The following is a 24,956-nucleotide window of genomic DNA, read 5'->3' as shown; positions in this document are numbered from 1 at the left end:
TTTGTACCGAGGGGCGACCAGACCCCCCGATGCGGTCGCTCGTCACCCTCGCGTTGATCTGCCTGCTCGTCACGCCGGCCGTCTGTGGACCGGGCGTCGCCGGAGCGCGTACGGCGCCGGCGACCACGGACGCGACCGCCCCCGGTACGTCGATCCACGCGGTCTACCCCAATCCCGTCGCCAGTGGCGACACCGGCGAGTTCGTCGTCCTCGACGTGTCCGACGGGACCGCTCTCGGTCGGTATACGCTCTCTGACGGCCAGTCGAGGGCCACGCTCCCGAACGAAACCGTCACCGGAACGGTCGTGGTGACCGCCGCGCCCGAGGCCGTCCGGCCGCTGGTCGACCACCCCGTCGTCGGGCTCGCGGGCCACCCGGAACTGGCAAACAGCGGCGAGCAACTCCGCCTCACGAGAGACGGACGGACTGTCGACAGCGTCCGGTACACCGACGCCAGCGAGGGCGAGATCGGCGTCGTCTCCGGGTCGGCGATCCGCTGGCGACCGCTCGGGCGGACGGACAGGCCGGTCGTCACCGCACGCGGCGGGACGGTCCGGGCGTTCACCCTCCCTGATGCGCCCGGCACCCCACTCGGACCGCTTCGAGCGGCCGACGATCGGCTCCTGCTGGCCGGTTACACGCTCAGTTCCGAGCGAGTCGCGGACGCGCTCGTCCGGGCGAAAGACCGTGGCGCGCGGGTCCGAGTCCTGCTAGAGGGAGAGCCGGTCGGCGAGCGGACCCGCGCGGAGGCCCGGACCCTCGACCGGCTCGTCGAGGCCGGCGTCGAAGTCAGACTGCTCTCGGGACCGCGGGCCCGCTATCGCTACCACCACGCGAAGTACGCCGTCGCCGACGACCGGGCAGTCGTCCTGACCGAGAACTGGAAGCCGGCCGGGACGGGGGGCAACAGTAGCCGCGGGTGGGGTGTCGTGACCGGCCAGTCGAGCGTCGTCGACGGCCTGGCGACGACGTTCCGGGACGACACGGGCTGGCAGGACGCGACGGCCTGGGACTCGTACCGACGCGGCCGGCAGTTCGAACGCGGCGAGCGAGCGGTTGGGAGCTATCCACAGCAGTTCGAGCCGACGGCCGTCACCGTCGAGCGAACCGAGCTCCTGGTCACACCGGACAACGCACAGCGACGCCTGGTCGAGACACTCGACGACGCCGACCGGCGAATCGCCGTCGTCCAGCCGACAGTCGGCGGCTGGGACGAACCGCTCTTGCGGGCGCTGCGCCGAGCGGCCAAGCGAGGCGTCGAAGTTCGGCTCCTCTTGAGCGACGCGTGGTACGTCCGCGAGGAGAACACACGGACGGTCGAGCGGTTCCGGGAGTGGGCCGAGCGGACCGACACGCCGCTATCGGCTCGCGTCGCCGAGCCGGCGGGTCGGTACGAGAAAATCCACGCGAAGGGCGCGGTCGTCGACGACCGCGTCGTCGTCGGCAGCCTCAACTGGAACGAACAGGCCGCGACCGAGAACCGAGAGGTCGTCTTGCTCCTCCACGGGACGGAGGTGGCGTCGTACTACGGGCGCGTGTTCGACGCCGACTGGCAGGGCGGAACCGGCGACCTCCCCTTGGAGTTGCTCGGGATCGGGCTCGGCGTGGGAATCCTGGCCGTGTTGGCCGTTCGACGGGTCGATTTCGGCGAGAAGTGATGGCGTCGCTGCTCAGGCGTCGATGTCTTCGGGCAGCGCCGTCGAGCTTCCGAGGTCTTCGTCGATCTCCGCCTCGGCCATCTTCTCGACGAGGGCGTCGAGCACCTCGTCGCGCATCCCGGAGACGAACTTGATCGAGCCGACGACGAGGTGGCCCCCGCCGGAGACGCCGCCACCGTCGACCTCGGCGGTGAGTTCGCTGACCATCCGCGGGATGTCGAGCCGGACGCCGTCGCTTCGCAGGACGGCAAAGTCCGGCCCGTAGCCGATAGTGATGACGGGGTCGCCCGTCTCGGCGACCTTCCGGTCGTGGATCTCGCCGGTCGTCTTCCCCGGCGCTGGGTAGGTAAAGCGGTGGGCGTGGTTCTCCACGTCGATCCGGTAGAGGTGAGCGCCGTTGTCCAGCCGCTCGTGGGCGACGTGGTGCATCGCGGCGTCGAGTTGCTCGTCGACATCGCGCTGGGCCCGATCGGCGAGGAAGTCGACGATCTCCTCGTGGCGCCCGCGGTCGTCACAATCGACGTTGAGCACGTCGCTCACGAGCTGTTCGCCTGAGCTGTAGCGCAGCCAGTGGGTCGCGTAGTCAAGCGCTTCGCCGATGTCCCGCAGGTCGCTCTCGTCGTAGCCCGTCTCGGCGGCGAGGTCGAGGTAGTCGGGCATCGCCTCGCCCTCCGAGCGATCCGAAAGCCCCGCGACCGCGGGGACGTGCTGGAGCTCCTCGCTCAGCGTCGGGTCGATCATCCGGGCCAGTTCGACACAGAGCATCCCGGTCGTGATCCGGTAGTCCTCGTCGTGGAGGTAGGGGTTGACGTGGTGCTCGATGAGCGGCTCGACGGCTTCGGGGTCGGGGTGGTGGTGGTCGACGACGACCACGGGGATGTCGTAGTGCCGGAGGTTCCGGTAGGCCGGCGTGTCCTCCTCGGTCGAGCCGTTGTCGAGCATCAGCAGCATCGGGAGCTTCTGGCCGTGGCGGGTCCGGTCCTCCAGCGCGAAGTTCAGATCCCGGGTGACATCCTCCATCTCGTAGTAGGGGGCCTTGCTCGGCAGCCGCTTGAGGAGGTGCTGGGGCGCGTCGCTGTCCTCGTACTGCTGGGCGATGAACCGCTGGAGGGCGACCTGCAGCGGGACGCTGGCACAGAGGCCGTCCCCGTCGGCGTGGTGGCGCATCCGGATCGGCCGGCCGGCGAGCACCGTCCGGCGGAGTTCGGTCGCGACCTCCCGGAGGTCGTCCCAGAGCTTCTCGAAGGCCGGCCACTCGACCAGCGGGTCGATGTCGGCCGGTTCGGCCAGTTCGGCGAGAGCGGCGTCGAGGTCGTCCCGGACGGCAGTCCCGGCCTTCTCGTCGAGGACGGTCAGCGAGTCCACTTCGATCTGGACGCCGCCGTCCCGTTCCTCGGCACGGCCGGCGATCCGGACGACATCGTCCATCTCGACATCGGGGTAGGCACGGACGCCCGCCTCGTCGAAGGCCGCACACGGGACCACACCGGTCGTGTCCCGGAGCTGGAACACCGTGGGGCCGCCGGTCTGTTTGATCTGGACGACCGTGCCCTCGACGACGACGGCCTCGCCGGTGGCGTCGTTGAGATCGGCGACCGTCGTCAGATCGCCGTGTGCGACCGGTTCGACCCGGTACTCGTCGAGTCGGACCTCGTCGAAACTGAGGTCGCCGTCGGGACGGACCTCGGCGAGTTCGACGACGAACTCGTCGCCGACCTCGTAGTCGCCCAGCAGGTTCGAGTCGTGGACGAGCCCGGAGACGGCATCGGAGAGATCGACGAAGACACCGTACTCGACGACACCGTTGACGGTGGCGAGATAGCGGCCATCCTCCTCCAGATCGTCGGCGGTACACTCTGCAGCGAGATCGTAGACGACGGCTCCCCCATCGGGAGCCGCGGCACCGTCGTCGGTGCCTGTTGGCGAAGACATTTGCCGATTGTTCGGTGTTGTGCCGTTTGTACTCTTCGGAATCGCTGGGTAGCGCTCGTCGGTCCGACCGACCGTCGCGTCCGGGAGCCGGCACGCGGTTCTGCCTGGGTCGACCGGAGACACAACCCTTAGAAGCCAGCCCCACCGAGTGTTTGTATGGCGTTGTTCCGCTCGGGTGGCATCCTCGGTATCGCCGACTCCGCACTGGAGTTCGCGCGGGCCGCGTCGGAGGAGTCCCATCCCAACGAGTATATGGGGCTGCTCCGTGGCGACGACGCACGGAAGGTCGGACTCGACGAGGACGGAACGGTCCTGACCGACGTGCTCGTCATCCCGGGGACCGAGTCGAACCCGGTCAGTGCGACCGTCAAGACGAGCATGGTTCCCAACGACATGCGCGCCGCGGGATCGATCCACTCACACCCAAACGGCGTCCTCAAGCCCAGCGACGCCGACCTGGCGACGTTCGGCCGTGGCGATGTCCACATCATCCTGGGGTACCCGTACGGGCCGGACGACTGGCAGGCCTTCGACAACGAGGGTCAGCCGATCGATCTGCCGGTGCTGGATGTCGAGCCGCCCGAAGAGGCGTTCTTCGACTTCGACCAGTCGGACATCGACCGCGAGCTACGCGACGAGGAGTTCGACACGTGACGCGGGTCGTCGCACAGGGGACTTTCGACATCCTCCACCCCGGCCACGTCCACTACCTCCGGGACGCCGCGGGGATGGGCGACGACCTCCACGTGATCATCGCCCGCTCGGTCAACGTCACCCACAAGGAGCCGCCAGTCGTCCCCGACGAGCAACGCCGTGAGATGGTCGGCGCGCTCAAGCCGGTCGACGAGGCGCATCTGGGGCACCCTGAAGACATCTTCGTCCCCATCGAGCGCCTCGAACCGGACGTGATCGCGCTGGGCTACGACCAGCACCACGACGCCGACAGTCTGCGGGCGGCGCTGTCCGAGCGCGGCATCGACTGTGACGTGCGGCGGGCGAGTCCGCTACAACGGGACGACGACGACCGACTCCTCTCGACGGGCCAGATCATCGAGAAGGTCCTCGCCGAGCGGGACTGAGACGGGGCAGGCGGCGGTCGACGATCCTACAGCAGGTCGTGTTCTGCCAGCCGATCGACCGCTTCCTGCAGGCGATCCTTGCTGTTGGCGTAGGAGATCCGGGCGTAGCCGGGCGTTCCGAACGCGCTACCGGGGACGGTCGCAACCTGGGCCTCGGAGATCGCCTTGTCACACCACTCGGTGTCGTCTCCCGGTGCCACCGGTCGACTGTCCGAGTCGCTCCGCGACTCGCTGTCCCCCTCCGGCGCGATCTCGGGCATCATGTAGAACGCGCCCTGCGGTTCAGGAACGTGGACGCCGTGGTCCTCGAACAGCCCCATCAGGAACTCGCGCCGTTCGGCGAATGCCTGGCGCATCTCCTCGACGGCCTCGTCGGTGTTGGTGATCGCCTCGACACCGGCGTGCTGGACGAAGTTCACGGCACAGGAGACCGAGTGCGAGTGGACCTTCCCGGCCTGGGAGACGATGTCTTCCGGCGCGGCGAAGTAGCCGAGCCGCCAGCCGGTCATCGAGTAGGCCTTCGAGAAGCCGTTGAGGGTGACGGTGCGGTCCTCCATGCCGTCAAGCGTTCCCAGCGAGACGGCCTCGACGCCGTCGTAGGTGATCTCCTTGTAGATCTCGTCGGAGATGACCGTGATATCGTGTTCGACGGCCAGGTCGCGCACGCCCTCTAAGGCCTCGCGGGAGTAGACGGCGCCGTGGGGGTTGCCCGGCGAGTTGACGACGAGCAGTTCGGTGTCGTCCGAGACCGCTTCGGCGAGGTCGTCGAGCGCGCCTTCGAGCTGGAAGTCGTGGGCGGCGGTGTCGACGCGGGTGAGCGAGCCGTCGGCGAGTTTCACCATCGCCTCGTAGGAGACCCACGCCGGGTCCAGCAGAGCGACCTCGTCGCCGTCGTCGATGACCGTCTGGAAGATCTCGTACAGCGCCTGCTTGCCCCCGGGCGTGACGATGAGGTTCTCCGGGCCGTACTGGGTCAGCCCGTCGTCGTGGAGCTTCCCGGCGATGGCGTCCTTGAGTTCCGGAATCCCGTTCGAGGGGGTGTAGCCGGTGTGGCCGGCGTCGAGCGCCGCCTTTGCGGCGTCTTTGACGTTTTCGGGGGTGTCGAAGTCCGGTTCGCCCACCGAGAGGTCGACGACATCTTTCCCCTCCGCTTCGAGTTCGGCGGCCTTGTTGCTGATCGCGAGCGTCGCGCTCGGCTCTACACGTTCGACACGGGATGCGAAGTCCATAGTCATGGTAGTTGGGTAGCGAGTTCGATGGCGCTCGTGACTGCCGTACCGCCCTTGTGGGTCCGTGCGTCGGCCTCGGCCGTGCTCATGCCGGGGCCGATGATCCCCAGCGTCACGGGCGTATCGCGGTCGAGAGACACGTCGGTCAGCCCCTGTGCCGCCGCGTCGGCGATGACCGCGTCGTGGTCGGTATCCCCCTCGACGATGACGCCGAGGACGGCGACGGCGTCGACATCGTCCCGGCGTGCCAGCCGGTCTGCGGCCAGCGGCGTGTCGTAGGAGCCGGGGACAGCCACCGTCTCGACGATAGCGGCGTCGTGGTCGGCGGCGGCCTGTCGGGCCGACTGCTCCATCTCCTCGATGACCTGCCCGTGTTTGTCGTACTGGGCGACGACCAGCCCGAGCTGCACCATACTCGTGTGGGTGGCTGTCGTCCCTAAAGAACTACCGTTCCGGCTTCGAGAAACCAGAAGTGTTCTAACCACCGCTGTGCACACACCGGATATGGCTGCGCCGCCCCGCGAGCTCTCGCGGCTGAAACGCCTGCGGGAACGTGTCGCCACCTGGGCCGACGGCGACGAGTACGCCGTCGCCAAGGTGGTCCTCGGTATCACCCTCCTGTCCGTCGCCCTCCGCCTTGTCGACCTGGGCTCCCGGGTCGCCCACTACGACGAGGGACGAGTCGCCTACTGGGCGTTGAACCTCGCAGAGACGGGATCGTTCACGTATCGGTACATCATCCACGGCCCGTTCATCCAGCACGTCGACGCCTGGCTGTTCTCGCTGTTGGGAACCAGCGACGTGCTCATGCGGCTCCCGATCGCGATCATCGGCGGGCTGTTGCCGTTGACGGCACTACTCTTCCGGGAGCACCTCCGGCGCGAGGAGGTCGTCGGCGTCGCCGCCTTCCTCGCGTTGAACCCGCTCTTGCTGTACTACTCGCGGTTCATGCGCAGCGACGTGCTCGTCGCCGCGTTCATGTTCACCGCCTTCGGACTGTTGGTCCGGTTCTACGACACCCGGAAGGCCCGCTACCTCTACGGTGTCGGCGCCTTCGCCGCGCTCGGGTTCGCCTCGAAGGAGAACGCGATCGTCTACGTCGTGACCTGGCTCGGTGCGACCGGGCTCTTGCTCGCGAAGGTCCTCGTCCTCCCGAACGGCTACCGCGACGCGGCGTCCTTTCTCGCCGACGTTCCGTCGCCGTCGGCGGTCTGGAGCCGGATCACCGGTCGCGCCCGCGCGGACGTGAACCTCGTCGTCGGGACCGTCCGGTCGTTCCGGGATCGCCACGGGAGTCCGTGGCAGGTCGCGGTGGCTTACATCGGGCATATCTGGATCGCACTCGTCCTCTTTTTCGCGGTGTCGCTGTTCTTCTACGCGCCACGTGGGGCGGGGCTGGCCGGTATCCAGCACCCCCCGGCGACGCCGACCGCGGAGACGGTCAACTTCTGGAACGGCGTGACCACCCCCGGGATGTTCCCGGAACTGGTCCAGGTGACCTACGACCGGGTGATCGAACAGTACAGCAACTGGTTCGATCCGGCCTCCGAGCGGGCGACGACCACCGGTGAGAGCACGCTCCAAGAACGGTTCGACCGGTTCTTCGAGGAGGTCGACGGCCACTACGCGATCCTCCTGGAAGCGCTGGCGTACACCTGCGGTCCGCTGATCGCCTTCTCGGCGTTCGGCTACGCGCTCGACCGACTGGGTTCGATCCGCCCCCGTCACCTCGTCCCGTTCGCGGCCTACTGTGGCTACGTCTCGATCGTCGGCTACCCGATCGGGACCGACATCGGCAACCCCTGGATCGGTGCCCACGTCGTGGTCCCGCTGGCGATTCCCGCCGGCGTCGGTGTCGCCGCGGTGTTTCGCTGGGGGGTGGAGGCGCTCTCGGCCGACGACGTGACCGGCGTCGCGGTCTCCGCGCTCGTGCTCGTCCTCATCACCGCACTCGTCGGGAACGTGGCGGCGACGACCGTCTACAGCAACGCCCACGAGGACGCGAACCCGCTCGTCCAGTTCGCGCAACCACAGGAAGAGCTCCGCGGCGACCTCGTCGCGATGGACCGGATCGCCCGCGACAACCAGGGAACCGACGTAGTCGTCTACTACGGCGAGAGCGGAGACGCCTTCGACGAGGGGAGCGCCTACGTCCAGGCGGACCGCGACCAGTGGGGCGAGGCGTTCTGGAACCTGCGACCCACCTGTCTGAAGTGGTACAACACCCTCCCGCTGCCGTGGTACTTCGCGTCGGGCGAGATGGAGACGGTCTGTGAGAACGACCGCGAGGCGCTGAACGGGATGATCGAGGACGGGCAGCCGCCGGTCGTCATCACCCAGCCGTTCGACGGCACGGCCCCGACCGAACGGCTCCGCGCGGCGGGCTACGAGAAACGGACCCACCAGCTCCGGACCGGCGGGTACAAGAACACGTTCGTCGTCTGGATCCACGAGTCCCAGGCCGACCAGCGCCCCTCGTAGCCGGGCGACAAGAGAACGCTTAACCCCGGCGCTGGGGTACCGCCCCGTACATGACACTCACTTCGCCAGGCCCGACCGTCGGTATCGTCGGCGGGGGCCAGCTCGGCCGGATGCTGGGGGAGGCGGCCGCGCCGCTGGGAATCGATCTCGTGGTCTCTGACCCGACGCCGGAGTGCCCGGCGTCCCCGGTCGTGCGTGACCAAGTCGTCGGCGACTTCGGCGACCGCGAGACACTCGCGGAACTCGCCGAGCGGGCCGACTATCTGACCTACGAGATCGAACTCGCCGATCCAGATGTCTTGGAGGCCGTCGCCGAGGAAACAGGAACACCGGTCCACCCGGCGCCGGAGACACTCCGAACCATCCAGGACAAGCTCGTCCAGAAGCGCCGGTTAGCCGACGCGGGCGTCCCTGTCCCGGAGTTCCGCGCGGTCGAGGACGCTGCGGACCTGCGGGCCGCCTGTGACGAACTGGGCTACCCGGCGATGCTCAAAGCCCGCACCGGCGGTTACGACGGCCGCGGGAACGTCCCCGTCGAAGGCCCCGACGACGTGGCGGCGGCTATCGACGACATCGCCGGCCCGGCGATGGTCGAGGAGATGGTCGACTTCGAGCGCGAGCTGGCGATCATGGGCTGTCGCGGCGACGACGAGCGGGACACCTTCCCGGTCACCGAGACGGTCCACGAGGAAGAGATCCTCCGAGAGATGGTTTCGCCCGCACGGGCGAGCGAACGCGTCCGGGAGCGCGCCCGCGAGGTTGCACTAGACGTACTCGACGTGATGGAGGGTCGTGGCGTGTTCGGGATCGAACTGTTCCAGACCGGCGACGACCGGATCCTGCTCAACGAGATCGCACCGCGTCCCCACAACTCCGGCCACTGGACCATCGAAGGCTGTCACACCTCGCAGTTCGAACAACACCTCCGTGCGGTCACTGGCCGGCCGCTTGGCCCGACCGACCAGCGGTTCCCGACCGTCTCGACGAACATCCTCGGCGATGTCGACGACTGCCAATCGGCGACGCTCTCGGGCGAGGAGCGGGTCTTCGAGACCGATCGGGCGCACCTCCACTGGTACGGGAAACGGGAGGTGTACGACCTCCGGAAGATGGGGCACGTCACGCTGACCGGCGACGATCGTGAGACGCTGTTGTCGGCTGCTCGGGATCTGCGGTCCGGACTGACGTTCCGAGGCGACTCCGCCTGAAGCACCTTCTTCGGGACGCCCCACACCCAACTGGGGCGCAGCTTCAACCCCACAAGGGTCCGTCTGAAACATGCCCACATTCGGGCATACACAGGCAGTGTCCGGTGGATCGGACAAAGGTGTTTCGTCGACCCGCGGTGACCCGCCGTCCCCCGGGGGGTCGACGACGAATCGAGGTGTCTTTGTCCGTCCAGTCCCGAGGGCGACCATGGAGCGACGGGCCTTCCTCCGGGCTGCCGGTGCGGCCACAGTGGCCGGCCTCGCCGGGTGCATCGGCACCAGTGGCACGAGCGCCGAGTACGACATCGGGATGTCCGCCAGGGCCTTCCGCCCGCAGACGATCGAAGTCGCCCCAGGGACAGAGGTCGTCTGGCGGAACACGAGCAAGCAGGGCCACTCCGTGACTGCCTACGAGGACGGCCTCCCCGACGGCGCCGACTACTGGGCGTCGGGCGATTTCGACGACGAGGCGGCGGCCCGCGACGCGTGGGGGTCGAGCGGCGGCGGGACCCTCTTCGAGGGACAGCGCTACAGCCACACCTTCGAGGTCCGCGGTCAGTACCCTTACTTCTGTATTCCCCACGAGCGCGGCGGGATGGTCGGGACCGTCGTCGTCACCGACGACCCCGGCACGGCGACGGAGTAGCCGGCGTCGCCACTCCGGGGCAGCGACGCGAAAAATCGGTAGTTCGGACGGCTTAGCTCTCGACTTCTACGTCTTCTTCGTCGACATCGACGGCGGCTTCCTCTTCGGCGGCGACTTCCTCGGGCCGGGCTTCCAGCGTGGCCTTCTGGATCTCGACGCGGCGAAGGGGGTAGATGTCCTTGGCCTCGCCGTAGATGGCCGAGGAGAGGCGGCCCTCGACGACGCTGTCGATGACCTCTTCGAAGGTGCGGTCCTTGGCCGTCTCCTCGACGAGGTCGATCATCGTGCGGCGGATGGCCTTCTCCTGGGAGGCGTCGGCCTTCTTCGTCGTGACGGCGACGGGCTGGATCTGGACACGGTAGTCGTCCGTGGTCAGCACGGTGATGAAGGCCTCGACCTTCGAGGAGCCACGGCGCACGAGCGAGCGCAGGTAGTCCCGCGTCAGCTCGTGTTTGGTGAACTCGGTGTACGCCGAGTCCGAGGCGACCTCGTTGATCTTGAAGGTCAGCTTCGTGTTGTTCTCGCTGGCGTCGTTCTGGAGTTCGCCCAGCGTGGTCTCGATGGTGCGACCGAGCACCTTGTCCGGTTCGTCTGCTGTGGTCTCACCGAGTTCCTCCCGGTCGAACTGCTCGGGAGCGTAGACGGTGTACCACCGTTTCTGCTGTTTGCGCTTGGAGACGCTTCGTTCACTCATGGTTTGTGTCGTGTGTCGGTTGGTCGGAAAGCTGTGCTGCGACCCGGAGGTTGACGACGTAGTCGTCGACGGTGGCCTGGAGGCCACCGATGGAGTCCCGGTCGATCGTGGTCACCACGGTGTCGTCTTCGACGCGCGTGTCCATCTCGTCGGTGTTGTCCGGCCGGAGCGCGGCCGCGATCCGCTCGGCGACCGCAGGCGTCCCGTGGGTCGTGCGGATCTGGGCGCTGGTCCCGGTCATACTGCCTCCCGGAACGCTTCGATGAAGTCGGCCGTCGAAACGTCGAACCGCACGCGGGCGCGGTCCGTCGTCCCGACCGCCTCGCCGCCGACGGTGGCGGCCGCCGCGTCCATCGCGGCAGCGACATCGCGGCCTTCGGTCGCCCGGGCCGCGGCGTGGCCGTCGGTGACGGCAAGGGTCACTGGTTCCGGCGAGCGGTACTGCGAGAGCAGTCGGGCGACGGTCCCGACCGGCATCGCGTCGCCGCGAGCCACGAACAGGGTCTCGTAGCGGCCGGTCGTGACCGTCTGGACGGCCTCGTGGGCGCGGTTCGCGTGGCGGCGCCACGCGGCCAGGGCGTCCTCACGGACCCCGTCGTGCCCGAGTGCGAGCGCGACGGCGGTGCCGGGCTGTTCGCGCCCGACGGTATCGAGCACGTCCGCGTAGCCGCCGACCGTCTCGAAGGGGCCACCGACGGCCGGTCGGAGCGCCCCTGGACTGCCTCGGCAGCGCGTGGCGTGGCCGCTTGGGCGTCGGTCACGGCGAGCGCGACCAGGGACGCGACGCGCCGGTGGTCGTCCTCGTCGAGTTCCGCCGGCAGGTCCAGGTCCGCGAGGACGGCCCGTGCTTGCTCCGTGTCCCCCGAGAAGGGGGCCGAGAGCAGCGTCGAGTGAGCCAACCCGTCGGCCAGATCGGCTATCGGAACGGCGACGCCCGGTCGGCGGGTCACGCCGGCCCGTTCGGCGGCCTCGACTACCTGGCTGTCGGTGTCGCCGGCCGCGATGGTCCCGGCGAGCGCCAGCGTCGGGCTGGCGGTCGCGCCGAGTTCGCGGGCGGCCTCGAAGGCCGTCGGTGCGATCCGGTCGCGGATCGTGATGTCGGCGGCCGCGTATCGGCGACCGAGCGAGACGGTCACGTCGGCGTCGGTCGACCGGTCGGGGTCGTCGAACGGGCCGACAGCGCTGGCCTGGAACGGCGTCGTGCTGTCGGCCAGTGCCCGCGCGAGCACGCCGGTCCCGGCGAGCGCGTCGCCGGAAACGTCGCTGACGAGACGGACGAACGTCGCGTCGGCGAGCAGCCCGGCGATGTCGCTGGGGGCGGTGGCGGGCGCGTCGTCCCGACCGGTCGTCGACATCGTGGTTACTCCAGATCGAGGAGCTCGACGGCGGTGTCGTAGCTGTAGGTGAACTCCTCGTCGAGTTCATCGCCGCGGTAGTAGTCGACGAGGCGACGGATCTTCGACTGCGTGTTCTGGAGCGCACGCTTGTTCTGGTAGTCCGTCGGGTTCTCGTCCATGTGGTCACGGAGGCGGACCGCTCGCTCCATGAGGTTGCGCAGGTCCTCGGGCAGATCCGGCTGGGCCTCGTTGGCCTCCAGGATCTCGGTGACCTTGTTGCCGGTCGCGAGTTTGACGTTCGGGACGGGGGTGCCCTGGACGCCTTCGTCGCGCAGCTTCAGGCCGATCTCGCTGGGCGAGTGGCCCTGTTCGGCGAGTTCGACGACGCGGTCTTCGACGGCGTCGGCGTCGACATCGCTCCACTCCGGGGGTTCGTCTGCCGCGGGCTTGTCCGAGTCGGACGAGCCACGACGGCGTGTATGCATTCGTGCCATAGTTGGTGTTGGAACTGCACGAACCGCTCGTCGCTGGTCGCGAGGCGTCTCGGCGCGGTGCCGAACACGGCCGCAATCCCGAGCCGTGGAAGTCCACGGCGTGTCAGATTTGCGGTCGTGCTGTTCCCATCCGGTGTTGGCCTACCGACGCGTATAACGGTTACTACTCGCTTCTGTCGACGGCTGCACCCGCTACCGACGCGACCCGACCGGCGAGTGATGTCGTTCACACGGCCAAAAATATCATGTATGAGAACTGGACAACTAGCGGTATCTACACACGGGTCCGAGGTACGCAGAATGGGGTCACAGGAGCGGGTCGCTGTGGGCGGTCGCCGGGTCAGGGCGGCCGAGCCAGCGCCGACGGAGCGTGAGGCATCGTGAGTGAACCGGCCGGCACGAGGGCCCAGAGCAGTCCGATCGGTGTCGTCCTCATCATCGCACTCGTCATCAGCGGGACGGCGTTGACCGTCGCGCTGGGATCGGAGGCGTTCGGCTCGACACAGAACCAGCTATCGATGGAGCGGGCCGAGAAGTCGATGACGCAACTGGACTCCCAGGCCGCGATGGTCGCCCTGGGGAACTCCCGGGTCCAGCAGGTCGCGCTCGCCACGTCGGCGGGCGACGGCTACCGGGTCGAGGAGACCACCGGCTGGATGAACGTCTCGTACACGAACCTCACTGGCGGGGGGTCGACGACGATCATGAACGAGTCGATGGGCGCGATCGTCTACGACAACGGTGACCAGGAGATCGCGTACCAGGGTGGCGGTGTCTGGCGGTCCGCGGGCGGGAGCAGTGCCGTGATGGTGTCGCCGCCGGAGTTTCACTACCGCGAGGCGACGCTGACGCTGCCGCTCGTGACCGTCGCCGGCGAAGAATCGATCGACGGCCGAGCCGTCATCAGTCGCAACACGTCACAGGCGTACTTCCCGAACAGATCGCTCGACAAGAACTTCACGAACCCACTGGAGCGCAGCGCGGTCGAAGTGACCGTCCAGAGCGACTACTACCGCGCCTGGGGAACCTTCTTCGAGCAACGGACGACCGGGAACGTCACCTACGACCACTCCAACGACCGCGTGACTGTCGACCTCATCACGCCGCTCCAGGCGACCGACGTGAACTCCGCGGCCGCGAGCCTGGCGGCCAGCGGGACGTTTCGCGTCACCGGGTCGGCACAGAGCACGTGTCGGGCGGACACCTACACGGACAGCTACAACTCCACGGGAACCAGTAGCGGCTACTGTAGCCAGGCGCCCGGCAACGAGGGTGATGTCGTCTACGGCAACGACATCGACATCAGCAGCGGCTCCGGCGGTGACAACTTCTACGGCTCGCTGGTCTCGGGCGGGACCGTCAAGGTCGGTAACGGCGGCGGGAAACCCGACGTTGGCGGGGACATCAACTACACGACGGCCTGCCAGCCAAGCGTCGCCGACTGCCAGTCCCGAATCACCGCTCCGAGCGGGACCGTCAACCAGGTCGACGGCGTCCCCAAGCGCGGCGCGCTCGATTACCTCGTCCGGCGGACGGTCGAGGAAGCGGACGATACCAACAGTAACGGCGCGACGAGCGCGATCGCCGGCGACTCGCTCGACTACGGCGCGGCGAGTCCGTCCGACGAGGTGACGCTCGGGCCCGGAAACTACTATCTGGATCGGATCGACGCCTCGGGGAAGGAGATCTACTTCGACACGACCAGCGGGAACATCACCCTCTCCGTGCACGAGTACGTCCACCTCGCCGACAGCGACATCGAGGTGCTGGGCGACGGCGTGGTGTTCGTCTACGTCGAGGGCTCCGGTCCACAGACCGAGGACCTCTACCTTGACAAAGACTCCGAGATCACCAACGCCGGCGACGACGCGACCCAACTGCGAGTCTTCGGCCAGGCCAACTTCACCGGTCGCATCGGCTCCGGCGGCGGCGGGAGCGACCCCGCGAAGTACGTCGGCGTCATCTACGCGCCGCCCGGCAACGGTGGCACCGGCGACGTGAACCTCGACTTCGGCGAGGTGTACGGTGGGTTGGTGACCGGGACGACGACCGTCAACAAGGGGTCGATCCACTACGACGAGGCGCTACGCGAGAAACAGACACTGACCCGCGGCGACGATGTCGTCCGGGTCACGTACCTCCACATCTCGGCCAACCGCGTCAACGTCACCGACGGCTGAACCGGCCGTATCGAGGGATGACCTGGGTCCACAGACGGCGACACGATGGCCCAACGGGACCGACGCGGTCGACTACCGTTCGATGGCGATCCCGATGTCGTAGACCGGGACGAGGACCCGCTCTGGCGAGCTGCCCAGTGAACACCTGACGAATAGATCGCCGGCGGCGTCGGTCCCCTGGACGCAGTTCGAAAGGCCCGTCGCCTCCAGTGCGCGCTGCCAGTAGTCCCGTCGAGGTGAGGTGACGGTGACGTAGACATCGTCGTAGTCGGTGTCGGACCCACTGTCGGCGGTGTCGGCGACCGGAACCGTCGTCTCCACCAGATCGGCCCGCACCAACGCCGTCGATCCACCGACACTCGTCGTGCTCTCGGAGCGGGGCGCCACGACGGGGACGAGAACACGGTCGGGCTCGACGACGACGGGCGGCTGCTGGACGACGAGGCCGCCGTCCCGCTGGGTCCGGAACACGGCCCCTGCCTCGTAGACGAGCCGGCGATCGTCGCCGGCGTCGTAGACGATCGGCCGGAGCGACCGGACCACCGTGACATCACCGCTCGGCCCGTCGGTCGCCGTGACGTTGACGGTCACGTTGTCGGCCGTGTACAGCTGGACGCCCCGGAGACTGACCTCCGTGGCCCGGCTCGGTGCCCCACGCTGGTGGATGTCGGCCATGTTCTCCGAGAGCACGTCGAAGGCGCGCTCGGCGTTGTTGAGCTGTTCGGCGTCGCGGGCGTCCTGCAGCGTCTGGACCCCCGAGACCGACACCAGCGCGACCGAGGTCAGGATGATGCCAAACACCAGTGCGAAGCTCAGGACCTCGCTCGCACCCCGGTCAGTCATCGGTCACCTCCAGGGCGCCGCTGCCGGTCGTCCTGATCGCGACGGTCCCCCCGTCGACGGTCGAGGGCGACAGCGCCGTCCGGGTGTCGACCGGGAGCGTGACCTCGATGTCGGGGTTGCGCATCGAGAGGCGTAGCTGCTGGCTGGCAGGGTCGACCTCGATGTCGTAGGTCCGGCCGGTGAGCCGATCGGGGAACGACTGTTCGATCCGCACGGTCGTCGCTCCCGCCGGCCCGTCGCCGGCCACGACGAGCCGGTCGGCCCGCTGGAGGTCGGCGTTGATCTGTTCGCCGATGACCCGCAGCTCCGAGCGGACGACCTGCGTTTGCTGTCCCTCGACGAAGTTGGTCCCCGAGAACAACAGCCCGGTGACCAGCAGGGAGGCGATAGCGATGCTCAGCACGTAGTTGAGCGTCGAGGAGGTCGCACGGTCGGTCATGCCGGCTCACCCGGGGCGGCCCGGACCTCGGTCTCGTAGGTGATCGACGCACCGTCGTATCGGTAGGTGACACGGACCGCGTAGATGCCCTGTCGCGTCGCGGGATCGTCGCTCCCGAACAGGCTGATCAGGTTCAGGTTCGTGTAGCCGTCCCTGTCGACGACCAGCGAGTAGTTCCCCCGGACCAGCTGGCCGTTGTCGTACTCGATGTCGTAGCTACTTGAGACGCCCTCGGCGAACGCCAGCGGCGCACACGGCTGCCCGCCGACGCGGCCGCCGGTGAGGTCGATCTCGACGGTCCCGCCGGTCGGTGACGCGGTACAGACCCCCGCCTCGCCGCCGAACTCCTTGACGCCGACCGCCACGTCGCCCGATGCCCGTTCGGTCACGTTGACCCGCCAGGTGTCCGAACCGTCCGTGACGTTCAGCCGGAACTCGTCGGTCGTCGGCCCACCGAAGTTGGCACCGCCGGCGGTGTTGGCGTCGTGGATCGTCATCGTGTACGCCCGGGCGTTGACGTTGGTCGCGACGGTCCAGTTGTCCGTCGGGACCGCGCTGGTGAAGTTCGAGCCGCCAGGTGCGGTGTCGACGATCTGTGTCCCCTGTGTGTAGGTCGGCCCCGAGACGGTGACGACGCGCCCGCTGACCGACTGCTGTCTCGTGACGGACCGGGAGACGTTCGCGATACTCGCGTCGACGCTGTCTTCCAGGGCCGACTCGGAGGACGCGTTGTACGTGTTCGCCTGCACCACGGCCCTCTCGACCGCATCCTCGACGCCGTGACGGACTAGCAGGGCGTCGTCGCTCCCGGCCGTCTCGCCCCGGCTGGCGAGGTTCTCCGTGAAGATCGCCGCGTTGACAACGAGCGCCAGCGCGATGAACGTCACCGCCAGCGCGAACGCCGCGATCAGGATGATCTGGCCGCGATCGGCTAGATCCGCCACGTGATCACCTCCACACGCGCGACGTTGTAGACGTTCGCGCCCGTATCCTGCATGTAGAAACTCGTGGCGTTCGTCACGTTCATCCCCGGAATCGGCTCCTCGCTGGCCGAGTACAGCGGATCGTCGTCCGTGATCGTGACCGTTCGGCCGGCCACGACGGCGTTGTCGCTGGGAACACCCTGATCGATCAACGGCCGCCGGAGCCGCTCGCCGTTTGGCTTCTGGAAGACGATCCGGACGTTGTAGGAGATACTCCGGTCGTCGAACGCACGGGAGAGCATCCGTCCGAAGGTGGTGTTGGGCGGCCCGTTGGTGTAGTACCCCAGGTCGGTCGTGTTGTGGAACCGCTCCGAGGAGTTGTTCCAGTACAGCACCGTCGACTTCAGTGCGCCCTCCTCGGCCGCCGCCGACAGGATGCCGTTGGTGACCGAGCGCTGCTGGTTCTCGATGTGCTGGCTCGACGTACTCGCCGACAGCGGCGTCACCGCGGTCGCCTGCAACGCGAAGATGATACTGCTCAACAACAACAGGCCGGCGACGATCGCTTCCAGCGTGTGTGCTTGCCCGCGCATGCTACCACATCACCACTTCGACGGTGACCGCTTCCCCGTGCAGTGAGACGACCCGCGTCGCCGTCACCGAGTCGGCGTTCGTGCTCGGGGCGTCGTCGCCAGCGGTCAGCACCACGTCGTTCGTACCCGCACACCCGCTGTCCGTTTCGTCGAGCGTGCCGGCGCTGTCGTCCCAGCACAGTCGGTCCGACCCCGGGTCGGGATCGGCAGAGACGTTGCCAGCGACAGTGACGTTCACGCTCTCGCGAGGGGCGAGCCCCAATCGTTCGTTCGTCGTCGACCCGGCGAAGTTACACCCCGACGGGGTCGTCCCGTCGAAGAAGGCGACTGCACACTCCCGTTCCCAGACGTTCGGTTCCGCCGGCGACCCCAACAGTCCGAGCGAGAGGTCGTCGGCGACGCGGTTGGCCGTGACCGTCTCCTCGGGACTTCCCGCGGTGAACGTCGTCAGAATCCCCGGGACGAACAGGAAGATAAAGAGGACGATCGCGAGGAAGAGACTGATCCCGACCGCGAAATCCAGTGTCGTCTGTCCACGGCTCATCGGTGACCCCGAGATATGTGACCCTGACGCATGTTTCGACCCCGAAGACGTGTCCACGGTTCGTTGTGACCCATCAGCTCCCGGGACACCGGGGAGTTGTAGCGATAGAGACTCTCATTTGATTTAGCTGTTCTGGCCGTAATCTTACAATTGATACTCACAGATCGGGACACACCGGGTTGCGTGTCACTCTCCCTGATACCCCGACCACTTCGATGGGTTTAATTGATCTGCCGGGATACTGTGTGACGCGAGGGCTCGTAGATCAGGGGTAGATCACTCCCTTGGCATGGGAGAGGCCCCGGGTTCAAATCCCGGCGAGTCCACTTCTCTTATCCGTCGTTTCCGGGGACTGGCGAACGCCGTTTATCGCCGCCTCAGAACCGCTATCCGCCGAACTGTCGAACAGCGGACTCCCTCGCGAAACAGAGATGCTGACGACTCGTCGGGTGCCCGCCGCCGTCGGGCGAGGGATACTGTCGACATCTCGATAGAAGGCCCGATCTGTGACTACTGTGGGACCAGATTCGAGCCCGGCCAGCGCTGTCCCGCCCTCGACGACGGGAGGTGCCAGGCGTGACGATCGACCTGGCCGAACTCCGGCGCCGGCAGCAGGACATCAAGCCGACGAAGCGCCTCGAAGCCCGCTGTCCGAACTGCCGGGCGCGGATCTCGAAGTCCCCGACCGAAAGCGTCGAATACGGCCACTACATCGGTTGTCCGCGCCGTCCTGACGAGTTTCCCGACCACGGCAAGGTCGTCCGCTCGTCCAGGCTGGCCGACCCCACCCAGGAGGTGCTGCCCGATGCGGTCTGAGGTCGCGATCATCGGCGAGTGCACCGAGTGTGAAGGTCGGATGATCGAGACCGCGGCGTTCACGACCGACAGCGAACGCCGGGCGACGCTGTTCTGTGCCGACTGCCAGACCCACGTCCGGATCGAGCACGAGCTGACGCCCGGCGGCATCGAGGCGATCGACGCCGACGGCGTCCGCGAGTGCTCGCTGGAGTCGGTCGCCTGGGTCGACTGCGAGCGCTGTCACGGCCGCGGCGAGATCCTGGGCTGTATCGACGACATCTGCCACGCGAAGGGCGTGTGCATCCACGACGGGAACGACCCGTGTCCTGCCTGTGACGGGACTGGGGCACAGCCGCGGGTGACCGCGACCGACGGTGGCCGCGACGTTCGCGAGTGGATTCGCGAGCGTGTCGAGGCCCGGATCGACCTGGACGACCCGTCCGACCAGTACAACCCCTGGACGTCGAAGTACCACCTCCGCCAGGATATCGAGCACGGCGAGTTCGGCCGTGACGAGGTTCTCGATGCCTGTGACGAGATGGCTCGCGACGGCGAGTTTCTGTACTGGCACGGCTGGATCACGCCGAAACGCGAGGACGCACTGACGGCCGTGATACAGGCCGAGAAGGCGGCCGATGTGACGCGCCAGATCCTCATCGGGAAGTGCAACCGCGCACTGCAAGCGCTTCGCGACGACCAGCTCGTCACCGACGGCGGCCGCGACTACGAACACGTCGTCGAGGTCCCCGATCGGGAGACACAGATCCCGATCGAGTGTCCGGGCTGTGGCGAGACGTTCACCGAGCTACTGAGCTCGAAGATCGGCGGGTCGAGTTGTCCCGACTGCGGCGACATGATCGAGTACGTTCGCCCGAGCGAGCGTCGTGATCGTGGCGAGGACGGCGAGGACGACACCGAGCAGACGACGCTCGTCACTGACGGCGGTACCCGCGGCCCGCTCGCCATCTGTGCCGGCTGTGGGAAAGTCCCTGCCGGCCGTGCGCTGGGCGGGCAGTGTACCGACTGTGGCGGGCAGTTCGTCGAGGCGACCGACGACCGCCTGGCCTGTGATCGGTGTGGCGACGCCGACGCCAGTCGTGTCCTGAACTGCGAAGCTTACGACCGCCTGTGTACCGACTGTGTCGACTGGACCAACCGCGAGAATCCCGAGTGTCCGGAGCCCACCTGCGAGCGTCGCCTGATCGAATGGTCCGGCGCCTGGGAGTGTCCGGGGTGTTGGCGTCACGTCGACGCCGACGATCAGCTCGCCACCGACGGCGGATTCGAGTTCGTCGACGAAGCACGCCCGCCGAAGTACGGCCCGCACACAGTCCCGCGAATCGAGTGTGGGCGCTGCGGGCACGAGCACCATATCGACTGTGCGACCGGCGAGTATCAGGGCCACTGTTCGAACTGCTATGGGTTCCTGCGGCGACCGTCCGAGGTCGAACAACGGCGGTTCTACGACTTCATGGCCTGGAAGGCGCGGTTTGTCGAAGCCGAGTCCGACCGGAGAGTTGTCACCGACGGCGGGATCGACCGACACGACCTCGGCGACCGCTGGGGCGAGCGCGCCGAGGAGAACGTCGAGACCTGGGGCAACCAGCGCCATGACGTGTTGCTCCTCGCCCTGATCGAGGAGGTCGGCGAGGTCGCGATGGCGATGCAGAACCACTGCGAGGGTGGCGCCGGTCTGCCCCCGAACGCCGTTCCCTACGACCAGCCCGAGGTCGTCGGTCGTGACCTGATCGCCGAGATGGCGTCTCTCGGTCGCCAGACGCGGGCGTTTCTGGAAGACGAGTTTCCCGAGCCCGCTGGTCGCGATGCCGACGGTCGCGAACACATCGCGATCACTGGTGACCCGACCGACGCCGATCGGATCGTCGAGGAGGTCGAGGACGCCGCGCCGCTGCTGTGGCAACTCCACTGGGCGCTTCAGGGCGGTGATAGCGAATGACCATCCGCGCCGTCGACCTGTTCTGTGGCGCGGGCGGCCTCTCGACCGGGCTCGCGATCGCCTGTGAGGACACGCGAGGTCGCCTGCCAGCGCTGCATCCTGCCGACGAGTTGTGGCGTGGTCCGGTCGACACCGGTCCCGAACAGACGACGCTCGTCACCGACGGTGGCTCGACCTGGAAACACCTCGGAAACCGCTGGGCGCACGACGAGCGGTATCGCTGTACCGAGTGTGGTCGCGAGCGCGGCATCTCGAACCGCTCGGACCAGTACCAGGAGCACGGCGAACCCGAGCCGTGTGACTGTACCGACGGCGACGGGGGTGAGTCGGCGTGACGATCGCGACCGACAACGCTCGGAAGACCCGCCAGCGTCGCGAGGAACGCGCCGACGCCACGATCGACGTGCCGTTCAACGAGCGCGTCGAGGTCGCGTGTCCCGAGTGTGGCGAGGCGTTCGAGAATATCATCCTCACCTCGACGCCGCGCCAGTACACGCCGACGTTCCGGAACTGTCCGACGTGGGACTGTGACGCGTTCCTCAAGTTCTCCTGGGACGGCAGCACGGCCGAGGAGCCTGAGGGCGACGATCAGCAGGCTTCGCTGGCGGCGTTCGCGGGAGGTGAGCGGTAGATGAGCGAGATTCGCCGCCCGGCCGTCTGCGTCGACACGCTCGACTACGACGGTGCGGAAACCCACCAGGACGCGATCGAGGGCGAGGTGACGCGCCACTACTACGACTGTCCGAGTTGCGGGCACCCCATCGCGACGTGGATGGACTGCCCCGAGTGTCTGTGGTACGACGAGGACGTGTGGGCGCGGACGCTGTCCGAAGGAGGTGAGCGGTAGATGGCCGCCGACCGCTGTCTCGACTGTGACAGTCGGCTCCCACCCGAGGGCGGTATCGAGAGTGCGTTTTCCCGCGAGGACGGCCAGTACTGCCAGGATTGTGTCGCGACGCCTCGGATCGCACTCGTCGGCTGTGGGTCTGCGAAACAGGATCTCGACGATGGCGAGACCGTTCCCGCAAAGGACCTCTACACCTCGCCGTACTTCTCGCTGAAACGGGAGTACGCCGAGGAGTGCTGTGACGAGTGGCAGATCCTCTCGGCGAAACACGGTCTGCTCGATCCCGAGACGGAGATCGAGCACTACGATGCCTCGCTGAATCCGCAGTCAGACAGCTACATCGGCGACTACGAAGCCGGCGTGTGGGCTGTCGAGACCGCGCAATCGCTCTCCGTCTGGACCTCGCTGAAGATCCCGTACACGCACTACGTCGTGCTTGCCGGCGAGGACTACGTCGGTCACCGGCACATCGAGGACGAACTCGATCGGCACCGACACGTCGCCTACCCGTTCCGCCGGGACGACCTCGGCGGGATCGGCGATCAACAGGGCTGGCTCCGCGAGCAAATCGACAACTACCACCCGCCTGGGCAGGCCGATATCGAGCACTTCGCTGCCGACGGCGGAGGTGAGCGGTAGATGCCCTCCGAACAGCAGGCCGGCGACCGCGACGAGCGGCTGCGCTGTCCCACCACCCGCGAGCGTATCGGCGAAGATCCCGCCCGCTGGCTCGATCGGGAACTCATCACCGACGCCGATCGGCGCCGGATCGTCCTGACGCTGATCGACGGCATGGACTCCATCGAGCGCGTCCGTGCCTGGAAAGCGTGCGAACGCCGGCTGGCGAACCCACAGGCGGACGACAACCCACGAAACCCGCTGGAGGAGCCGCGAGCGAAGATCATCCACCGGCTCGAACAGCGCGAGGCGTGGCTAGAGTTGCACGGCGAACGGCCCGAGCGACTTCCCGAGGGGCCACGCCGGCCGTGTGACTGCTGTGGTGCGGACGGCGGTGTGTCTGCCGCCGACCTTCGCGAGCGCGACGCAGGCGCCGCTGGGCGGCTCGCCGAGGGGTACAGTCCCGACGGTGTCGATGTCGACGAAACGAGCACGCAGACCGAGGCAGCGACGATCGGTCAGTTCGCGACCGACGGGGGTGAGCCCGAATGACGCTGTCCTCGACGATCGATGACGTGGTCGCCCTGCGGCCCCATCGCGTGGCCGCGAACCTGCTGTTCGATGACGACGACCTCTCTCCGTATCACGCAGTCGTCGGGCAGTACGAACCCGACCTCGACGAGCGTGAGGAGACGTTCGCCTTCGACGATCGGCAGTGGGGCATCGAGAACTCGGTTCACTGGGAAGGGCAGATCGCCGCCGACAGCGAGTTCTTCGGGTTCGACGGTGGCCTGAACGAATACAAGCTCGGTGTGTACGCCGACGACGACGAGCACGACGAACGTGGCGCCGACTTTACGTTCCGGCCGGGCTTTCCCGAAGCTCGCCACGTCGAGACTGGCGACATGATCCAGGGGATGCCCACGCAGTGCCCCGAGTCGATCCGTGTCCAGGTCGAAGCGACGAACCTCGACCAGCGGGAGATTCTGGGGTTGCTCCAGGCGCTGGCCGATCACCTGGGCATCAACGCCGAGTACTTCCAGGCCCCGCACGAGTGGTCGTCGATCTACGGCCTGGAGGTGTACGGCCGCATCCGTCGCGCGGTCGCGACCGGCAAGGTCGCCGGGAAGGGCGGCGTACTCGAACACATCGCGCAGTTCAGCAACGGCCGCGGTCGGGGCGAGTACAAGTGGGACCACGAGGAGATCGTCGGCCACTACGAGGCTGTGTCGCTCAGTCCGGCCAACTGGGCGCGGCTGATCGACGGGCAAGGGCTGGCGAAGCGGTTGAAGTGCTACCAGCCTGAGTGGGTTCGGTCCGACGGTGAGGACGACCCGCTGTACCACCACAAAATCGAGTGTCAGTACTGGAAAGGCTACTATCCCAACGGCGACGACTCGCTTCGGTGGGACGGCTACGACAGTGCCGTCCAGGAGTTGGGCCAGACGATCGTGAACGCGCTGAACTGGGCTGGTGTGGACTTTTCGCCGACCACCGAGACGTGGGTCAGCGATCCGTACTTCGACGTCGAGGCCGGCGATCGCAGTTACGAGGTGCATCCGAACCCGATGCCCGACCTCGAAGAACAGGAGCGTGCCGACGCGAAAGACCAGTTGATGAGTCCGGAGACGACGGCCGCCGAGTGGGACGTGCTCGAAGCCATGACCGACGGCGGCTCGCGACCCTACGACGAACTGGCCGAGGACGCCGGTCGCTCCACGTCGACGGTCTACCGGGCCGTCGAGCAGTTCGACGATATTCTCGCCGTCGACGGCGGCGAGATTAGGTTTCGTGACGGTGTCGTCCGCGATCAGATCGAAAAAGTCGCCGACTGGTTCGGCTCGACGAAAGACGCCGCCGTCGAGTCGTTGCGGAGTGTCGCCGATCGGGCGACGCCGCTGTCGCGTGGCGACGACGGCGAGCCATCGGCCCTGGAACGGTGGCTGAACCGCCACGGGATCACCGTGCAGGACGCCACGAACGGTCTGGAGATGGAACTGTCTCGTCCCGTCAGCCTCCAGGAGATGTTGAAGATCGTCCGCTCGGGGATCGAGGCCGCCGAGGCGTCGGCCATGCTGACCCGTGAGTTCGAGGACGCCGAGATCACCTGGACCGAGCCCGACGGCACTACGCACAACGACGAGCGGATCGTCGTGAACCGTCGGTTGCTCGGTCGGCACAACCGAGATCGACCCATTTGGTAGACGGCTCCGGCAGAGTGGCAACACTGTTCGTCGGTCGGGTTCTTTTATATACCAATCGCGTTCCAGTCCGTGTCGCCGTGTAACAAACGGCGTGGTCGATCGGTTCTCGCGTCCAGGCTGGGGTGTCGGCTGGCTCGGTTCCCCGTGGCTGGGCAAGGCCCCCTTAGGCAGTGTGGCAAAGGCCACACAATCCAAATACCCCCAGGCCCTCGCTGGCGCTCGGCCTGGGGACCGCACCGCAAAACCGCAATA

At 67.3% G+C, this 24,956-nt stretch carries 26 protein-coding genes, 1 tRNA gene and 1 pseudogene; 16 read left to right on the top strand and 12 right to left on the bottom strand.

Features of this window, described 5'->3' with window-relative positions; translation table 11 throughout:
* The first annotated feature begins 29 nt into the window (after nt 1–29).
* Complete coding sequence (locus tag P1L40_RS14055; protein ID WP_284007891.1) at nt 30–1,658, top strand: phospholipase D-like domain-containing protein; 1,629 nt, start codon at nt 30–32, stop codon at nt 1,656–1,658.
* 12 nt (nt 1,659–1,670) lie between these two features.
* Here P1L40_RS14055 and P1L40_RS14050 read toward each other — a convergent pair whose 3' ends face one another.
* The gene (locus tag P1L40_RS14050; RefSeq protein ID WP_284007889.1) at nt 1,671–3,590 is read right to left on the bottom strand and encodes a Hef-associated nuclease; all 1,920 of its coding nucleotides are present in this window, start codon (nt 3,588–3,590) and stop codon (nt 1,671–1,673) included.
* A gap of 156 nt (nt 3,591–3,746) precedes the next feature.
* Here P1L40_RS14050 and P1L40_RS14045 point away from each other — a divergent pair, with 156 nt between their 5' ends.
* Both P1L40_RS14045 and P1L40_RS14040 read left to right on the top strand, forming a co-directional pair.
* Entirely contained in the window at nt 3,747–4,244 is a 498-nt protein-coding gene (locus P1L40_RS14045; RefSeq protein WP_284007888.1) for a Mov34/MPN/PAD-1 family protein, read from the top strand.
* Complete coding sequence (locus tag P1L40_RS14040) at nt 4,241–4,669, top strand: FAD synthase family protein (protein ID WP_284007887.1); 429 nt, start codon at nt 4,241–4,243, stop codon at nt 4,667–4,669. Before P1L40_RS14045 ends, P1L40_RS14040 begins: the two co-directional genes overlap by 4 nt.
* A 26-nt stretch (nt 4,670–4,695) precedes the next feature.
* Here P1L40_RS14040 and P1L40_RS14035 read toward each other — a convergent pair whose 3' ends face one another.
* Together P1L40_RS14035 and ribH are read right to left on the bottom strand one after the other, a co-directional pair.
* Nucleotides 4,696–5,904 carry a pyridoxal phosphate-dependent aminotransferase gene (locus P1L40_RS14035; RefSeq protein ID WP_284007886.1) on the bottom strand — a complete coding sequence of 403 codons (1,209 nt, stop codon included), beginning with the start codon at nt 5,902–5,904 and terminating at the stop codon, nt 4,696–4,698.
* Nucleotides 5,901–6,311: a 6,7-dimethyl-8-ribityllumazine synthase gene (ribH, locus tag P1L40_RS14030; RefSeq protein ID WP_284007885.1), complete on the bottom strand. Its 411-nt coding sequence runs from the start codon at nt 6,309–6,311 to the stop codon at nt 5,901–5,903. The genes P1L40_RS14035 and ribH overlap by 4 nt, the downstream gene beginning before the upstream one ends.
* Nucleotides 6,312–6,402: 91 nt before the next feature.
* Here ribH and P1L40_RS14025 point away from each other — a divergent pair, with 91 nt between their 5' ends.
* The 3 genes from P1L40_RS14025 to P1L40_RS14015 all read left to right on the top strand — a co-directional run bounded on the left by P1L40_RS14025 (nt 6,403) and on the right by P1L40_RS14015 (nt 10,233).
* A complete protein-coding gene (locus P1L40_RS14025; protein ID WP_284007884.1) occupies nt 6,403–8,379 on the top strand; it encodes a flippase activity-associated protein Agl23 in 1,977 nt (658 codons plus the stop codon).
* Between the two features lie 50 nt (nt 8,380–8,429).
* Nucleotides 8,430–9,587, top strand: a complete 1,158-nt coding sequence (locus P1L40_RS14020; protein WP_284007882.1) for a 5-(carboxyamino)imidazole ribonucleotide synthase — start codon at nt 8,430–8,432, stop codon at nt 9,585–9,587.
* A 208-nt stretch (nt 9,588–9,795) separates the two neighbouring features.
* Nucleotides 9,796–10,233 carry a plastocyanin/azurin family copper-binding protein gene (locus P1L40_RS14015; protein WP_284007881.1) on the top strand — a complete coding sequence of 146 codons (438 nt, stop codon included), beginning with the start codon at nt 9,796–9,798 and terminating at the stop codon, nt 10,231–10,233.
* 52 nt (nt 10,234–10,285) lie between these two features.
* Here P1L40_RS14015 and P1L40_RS14010 read toward each other — a convergent pair whose 3' ends face one another.
* The 4 genes and pseudogenes from P1L40_RS14010 to P1L40_RS13990 all read right to left on the bottom strand — a co-directional run bounded on the left by P1L40_RS14010 (nt 10,286) and on the right by P1L40_RS13990 (nt 12,758).
* Complete coding sequence (locus tag P1L40_RS14010) at nt 10,286–10,927, bottom strand: 30S ribosomal protein S3ae (protein ID WP_284007879.1); 642 nt, start codon at nt 10,925–10,927, stop codon at nt 10,286–10,288.
* A complete protein-coding gene (locus P1L40_RS14005; RefSeq protein ID WP_284007877.1) occupies nt 10,920–11,168 on the bottom strand; it encodes a KEOPS complex subunit Pcc1 in 249 nt (82 codons plus the stop codon). The genes P1L40_RS14010 and P1L40_RS14005 overlap by 8 nt, the downstream gene beginning before the upstream one ends.
* A pseudogene (locus P1L40_RS13995) lies at nt 11,165–12,282 on the bottom strand (hypothetical protein). The gene P1L40_RS14005 and the pseudogene P1L40_RS13995 overlap by 4 nt, the downstream one beginning before the upstream one ends.
* A gap of 5 nt (nt 12,283–12,287) precedes the next feature.
* A complete protein-coding gene (locus P1L40_RS13990) occupies nt 12,288–12,758 on the bottom strand; it encodes a 30S ribosomal protein S15 (protein ID WP_284007871.1) in 471 nt (156 codons plus the stop codon).
* A gap of 380 nt (nt 12,759–13,138) precedes the next feature.
* On the opposite strand from P1L40_RS13990, the gene P1L40_RS13985 reads away from it, so the two are divergent.
* Nucleotides 13,139–14,938: a DUF7289 family protein gene (locus P1L40_RS13985; RefSeq protein WP_284007869.1), complete on the top strand. Its 1,800-nt coding sequence runs from the start codon at nt 13,139–13,141 to the stop codon at nt 14,936–14,938.
* Nucleotides 14,939–15,010: 72 nt separating this feature from the next.
* Here the strand turns inward: P1L40_RS13985 and P1L40_RS13980 are convergent, their stop codons facing one another.
* Genes P1L40_RS13980 through P1L40_RS13960 form a run of 5 tightly spaced genes read right to left on the bottom strand, consistent with a single transcriptional unit; the run spans nt 15,011 to nt 18,280 of the window.
* A complete protein-coding gene (locus tag P1L40_RS13980) occupies nt 15,011–15,781 on the bottom strand; it encodes a DUF7289 family protein (RefSeq protein WP_284007867.1) in 771 nt (256 codons plus the stop codon).
* Nucleotides 15,774–16,220, bottom strand: coding sequence for a DUF7266 family protein (locus tag P1L40_RS13975; protein WP_284007866.1), 447 nt, complete (start codon nt 16,218–16,220; stop codon nt 15,774–15,776). The genes P1L40_RS13980 and P1L40_RS13975 overlap by 8 nt, the downstream gene beginning before the upstream one ends.
* On the bottom strand, nt 16,217–17,164 hold the full coding sequence (locus P1L40_RS13970; protein ID WP_284007864.1) for a DUF7261 family protein: 948 nt from the start codon (nt 17,162–17,164) through the stop codon (nt 16,217–16,219). Before P1L40_RS13970 ends, P1L40_RS13975 begins: the two co-directional genes overlap by 4 nt.
* Complete coding sequence (locus tag P1L40_RS13965) at nt 17,152–17,736, bottom strand: DUF7288 family protein (RefSeq protein ID WP_284007862.1); 585 nt, start codon at nt 17,734–17,736, stop codon at nt 17,152–17,154. Before P1L40_RS13965 ends, P1L40_RS13970 begins: the two co-directional genes overlap by 13 nt.
* 1 nt (nt 17,737) lies before the next feature.
* Complete coding sequence (locus P1L40_RS13960) at nt 17,738–18,280, bottom strand: DUF7287 family protein (RefSeq protein WP_284007860.1); 543 nt, start codon at nt 18,278–18,280, stop codon at nt 17,738–17,740.
* A 254-nt stretch (nt 18,281–18,534) separates the two neighbouring features.
* Between P1L40_RS13960 and P1L40_RS13955 the strand changes: the two genes are divergently transcribed.
* From P1L40_RS13955 to P1L40_RS13915, 9 genes are all read left to right on the top strand, one after another.
* Nucleotides 18,535–18,606, top strand: a tRNA-Ala gene (locus P1L40_RS13955).
* 250 nt (nt 18,607–18,856) lie between these two features.
* Nucleotides 18,857–19,096 (top strand): hypothetical protein, encoded by a 240-nt coding sequence (locus P1L40_RS13950; protein ID WP_284007858.1) that lies wholly within the window; start codon nt 18,857–18,859, stop codon nt 19,094–19,096.
* Nucleotides 19,086–21,035, top strand: a complete 1,950-nt coding sequence (locus P1L40_RS13945) for a hypothetical protein (RefSeq protein WP_284007857.1) — start codon at nt 19,086–19,088, stop codon at nt 21,033–21,035. Before P1L40_RS13950 ends, P1L40_RS13945 begins: the two co-directional genes overlap by 11 nt.
* A complete protein-coding gene (locus P1L40_RS13940) occupies nt 21,032–21,370 on the top strand; it encodes a hypothetical protein (RefSeq protein ID WP_284007855.1) in 339 nt (112 codons plus the stop codon). Before P1L40_RS13945 ends, P1L40_RS13940 begins: the two co-directional genes overlap by 4 nt.
* The gene (locus P1L40_RS13935) at nt 21,367–21,666 is read left to right on the top strand and encodes a hypothetical protein (protein WP_284007854.1); all 300 of its coding nucleotides are present in this window, start codon (nt 21,367–21,369) and stop codon (nt 21,664–21,666) included. Before P1L40_RS13940 ends, P1L40_RS13935 begins: the two co-directional genes overlap by 4 nt.
* Nucleotides 21,667–21,882 carry a hypothetical protein gene (locus tag P1L40_RS13930; RefSeq protein WP_284007852.1) on the top strand — a complete coding sequence of 72 codons (216 nt, stop codon included), beginning with the start codon at nt 21,667–21,669 and terminating at the stop codon, nt 21,880–21,882. It begins immediately after the preceding gene.
* Nucleotides 21,883–22,521, top strand: coding sequence for a DUF6884 domain-containing protein (locus P1L40_RS13925; protein WP_284007851.1), 639 nt, complete (start codon nt 21,883–21,885; stop codon nt 22,519–22,521).
* Nucleotides 22,522–23,052, top strand: coding sequence for a hypothetical protein (locus P1L40_RS13920; protein ID WP_284007849.1), 531 nt, complete (start codon nt 22,522–22,524; stop codon nt 23,050–23,052). It abuts the gene before it with no gap.
* Complete coding sequence (locus P1L40_RS13915) at nt 23,049–24,704, top strand: DUF7845 domain-containing protein (protein WP_284007848.1); 1,656 nt, start codon at nt 23,049–23,051, stop codon at nt 24,702–24,704. Before P1L40_RS13920 ends, P1L40_RS13915 begins: the two co-directional genes overlap by 4 nt.
* Nucleotides 24,705–24,956 lie beyond the last annotated feature (252 nt).

Source organism: Haloarcula pelagica, assembly GCF_030127105.1.
Taxonomy (GTDB): Archaea; Halobacteriota; Halobacteria; order Halobacteriales; family Haloarculaceae; genus Haloarcula; species Haloarcula pelagica.
Note: the sequence above shows the minus strand (reverse complement) of the source record. Positions and strands in the feature narration are given on the sequence as shown.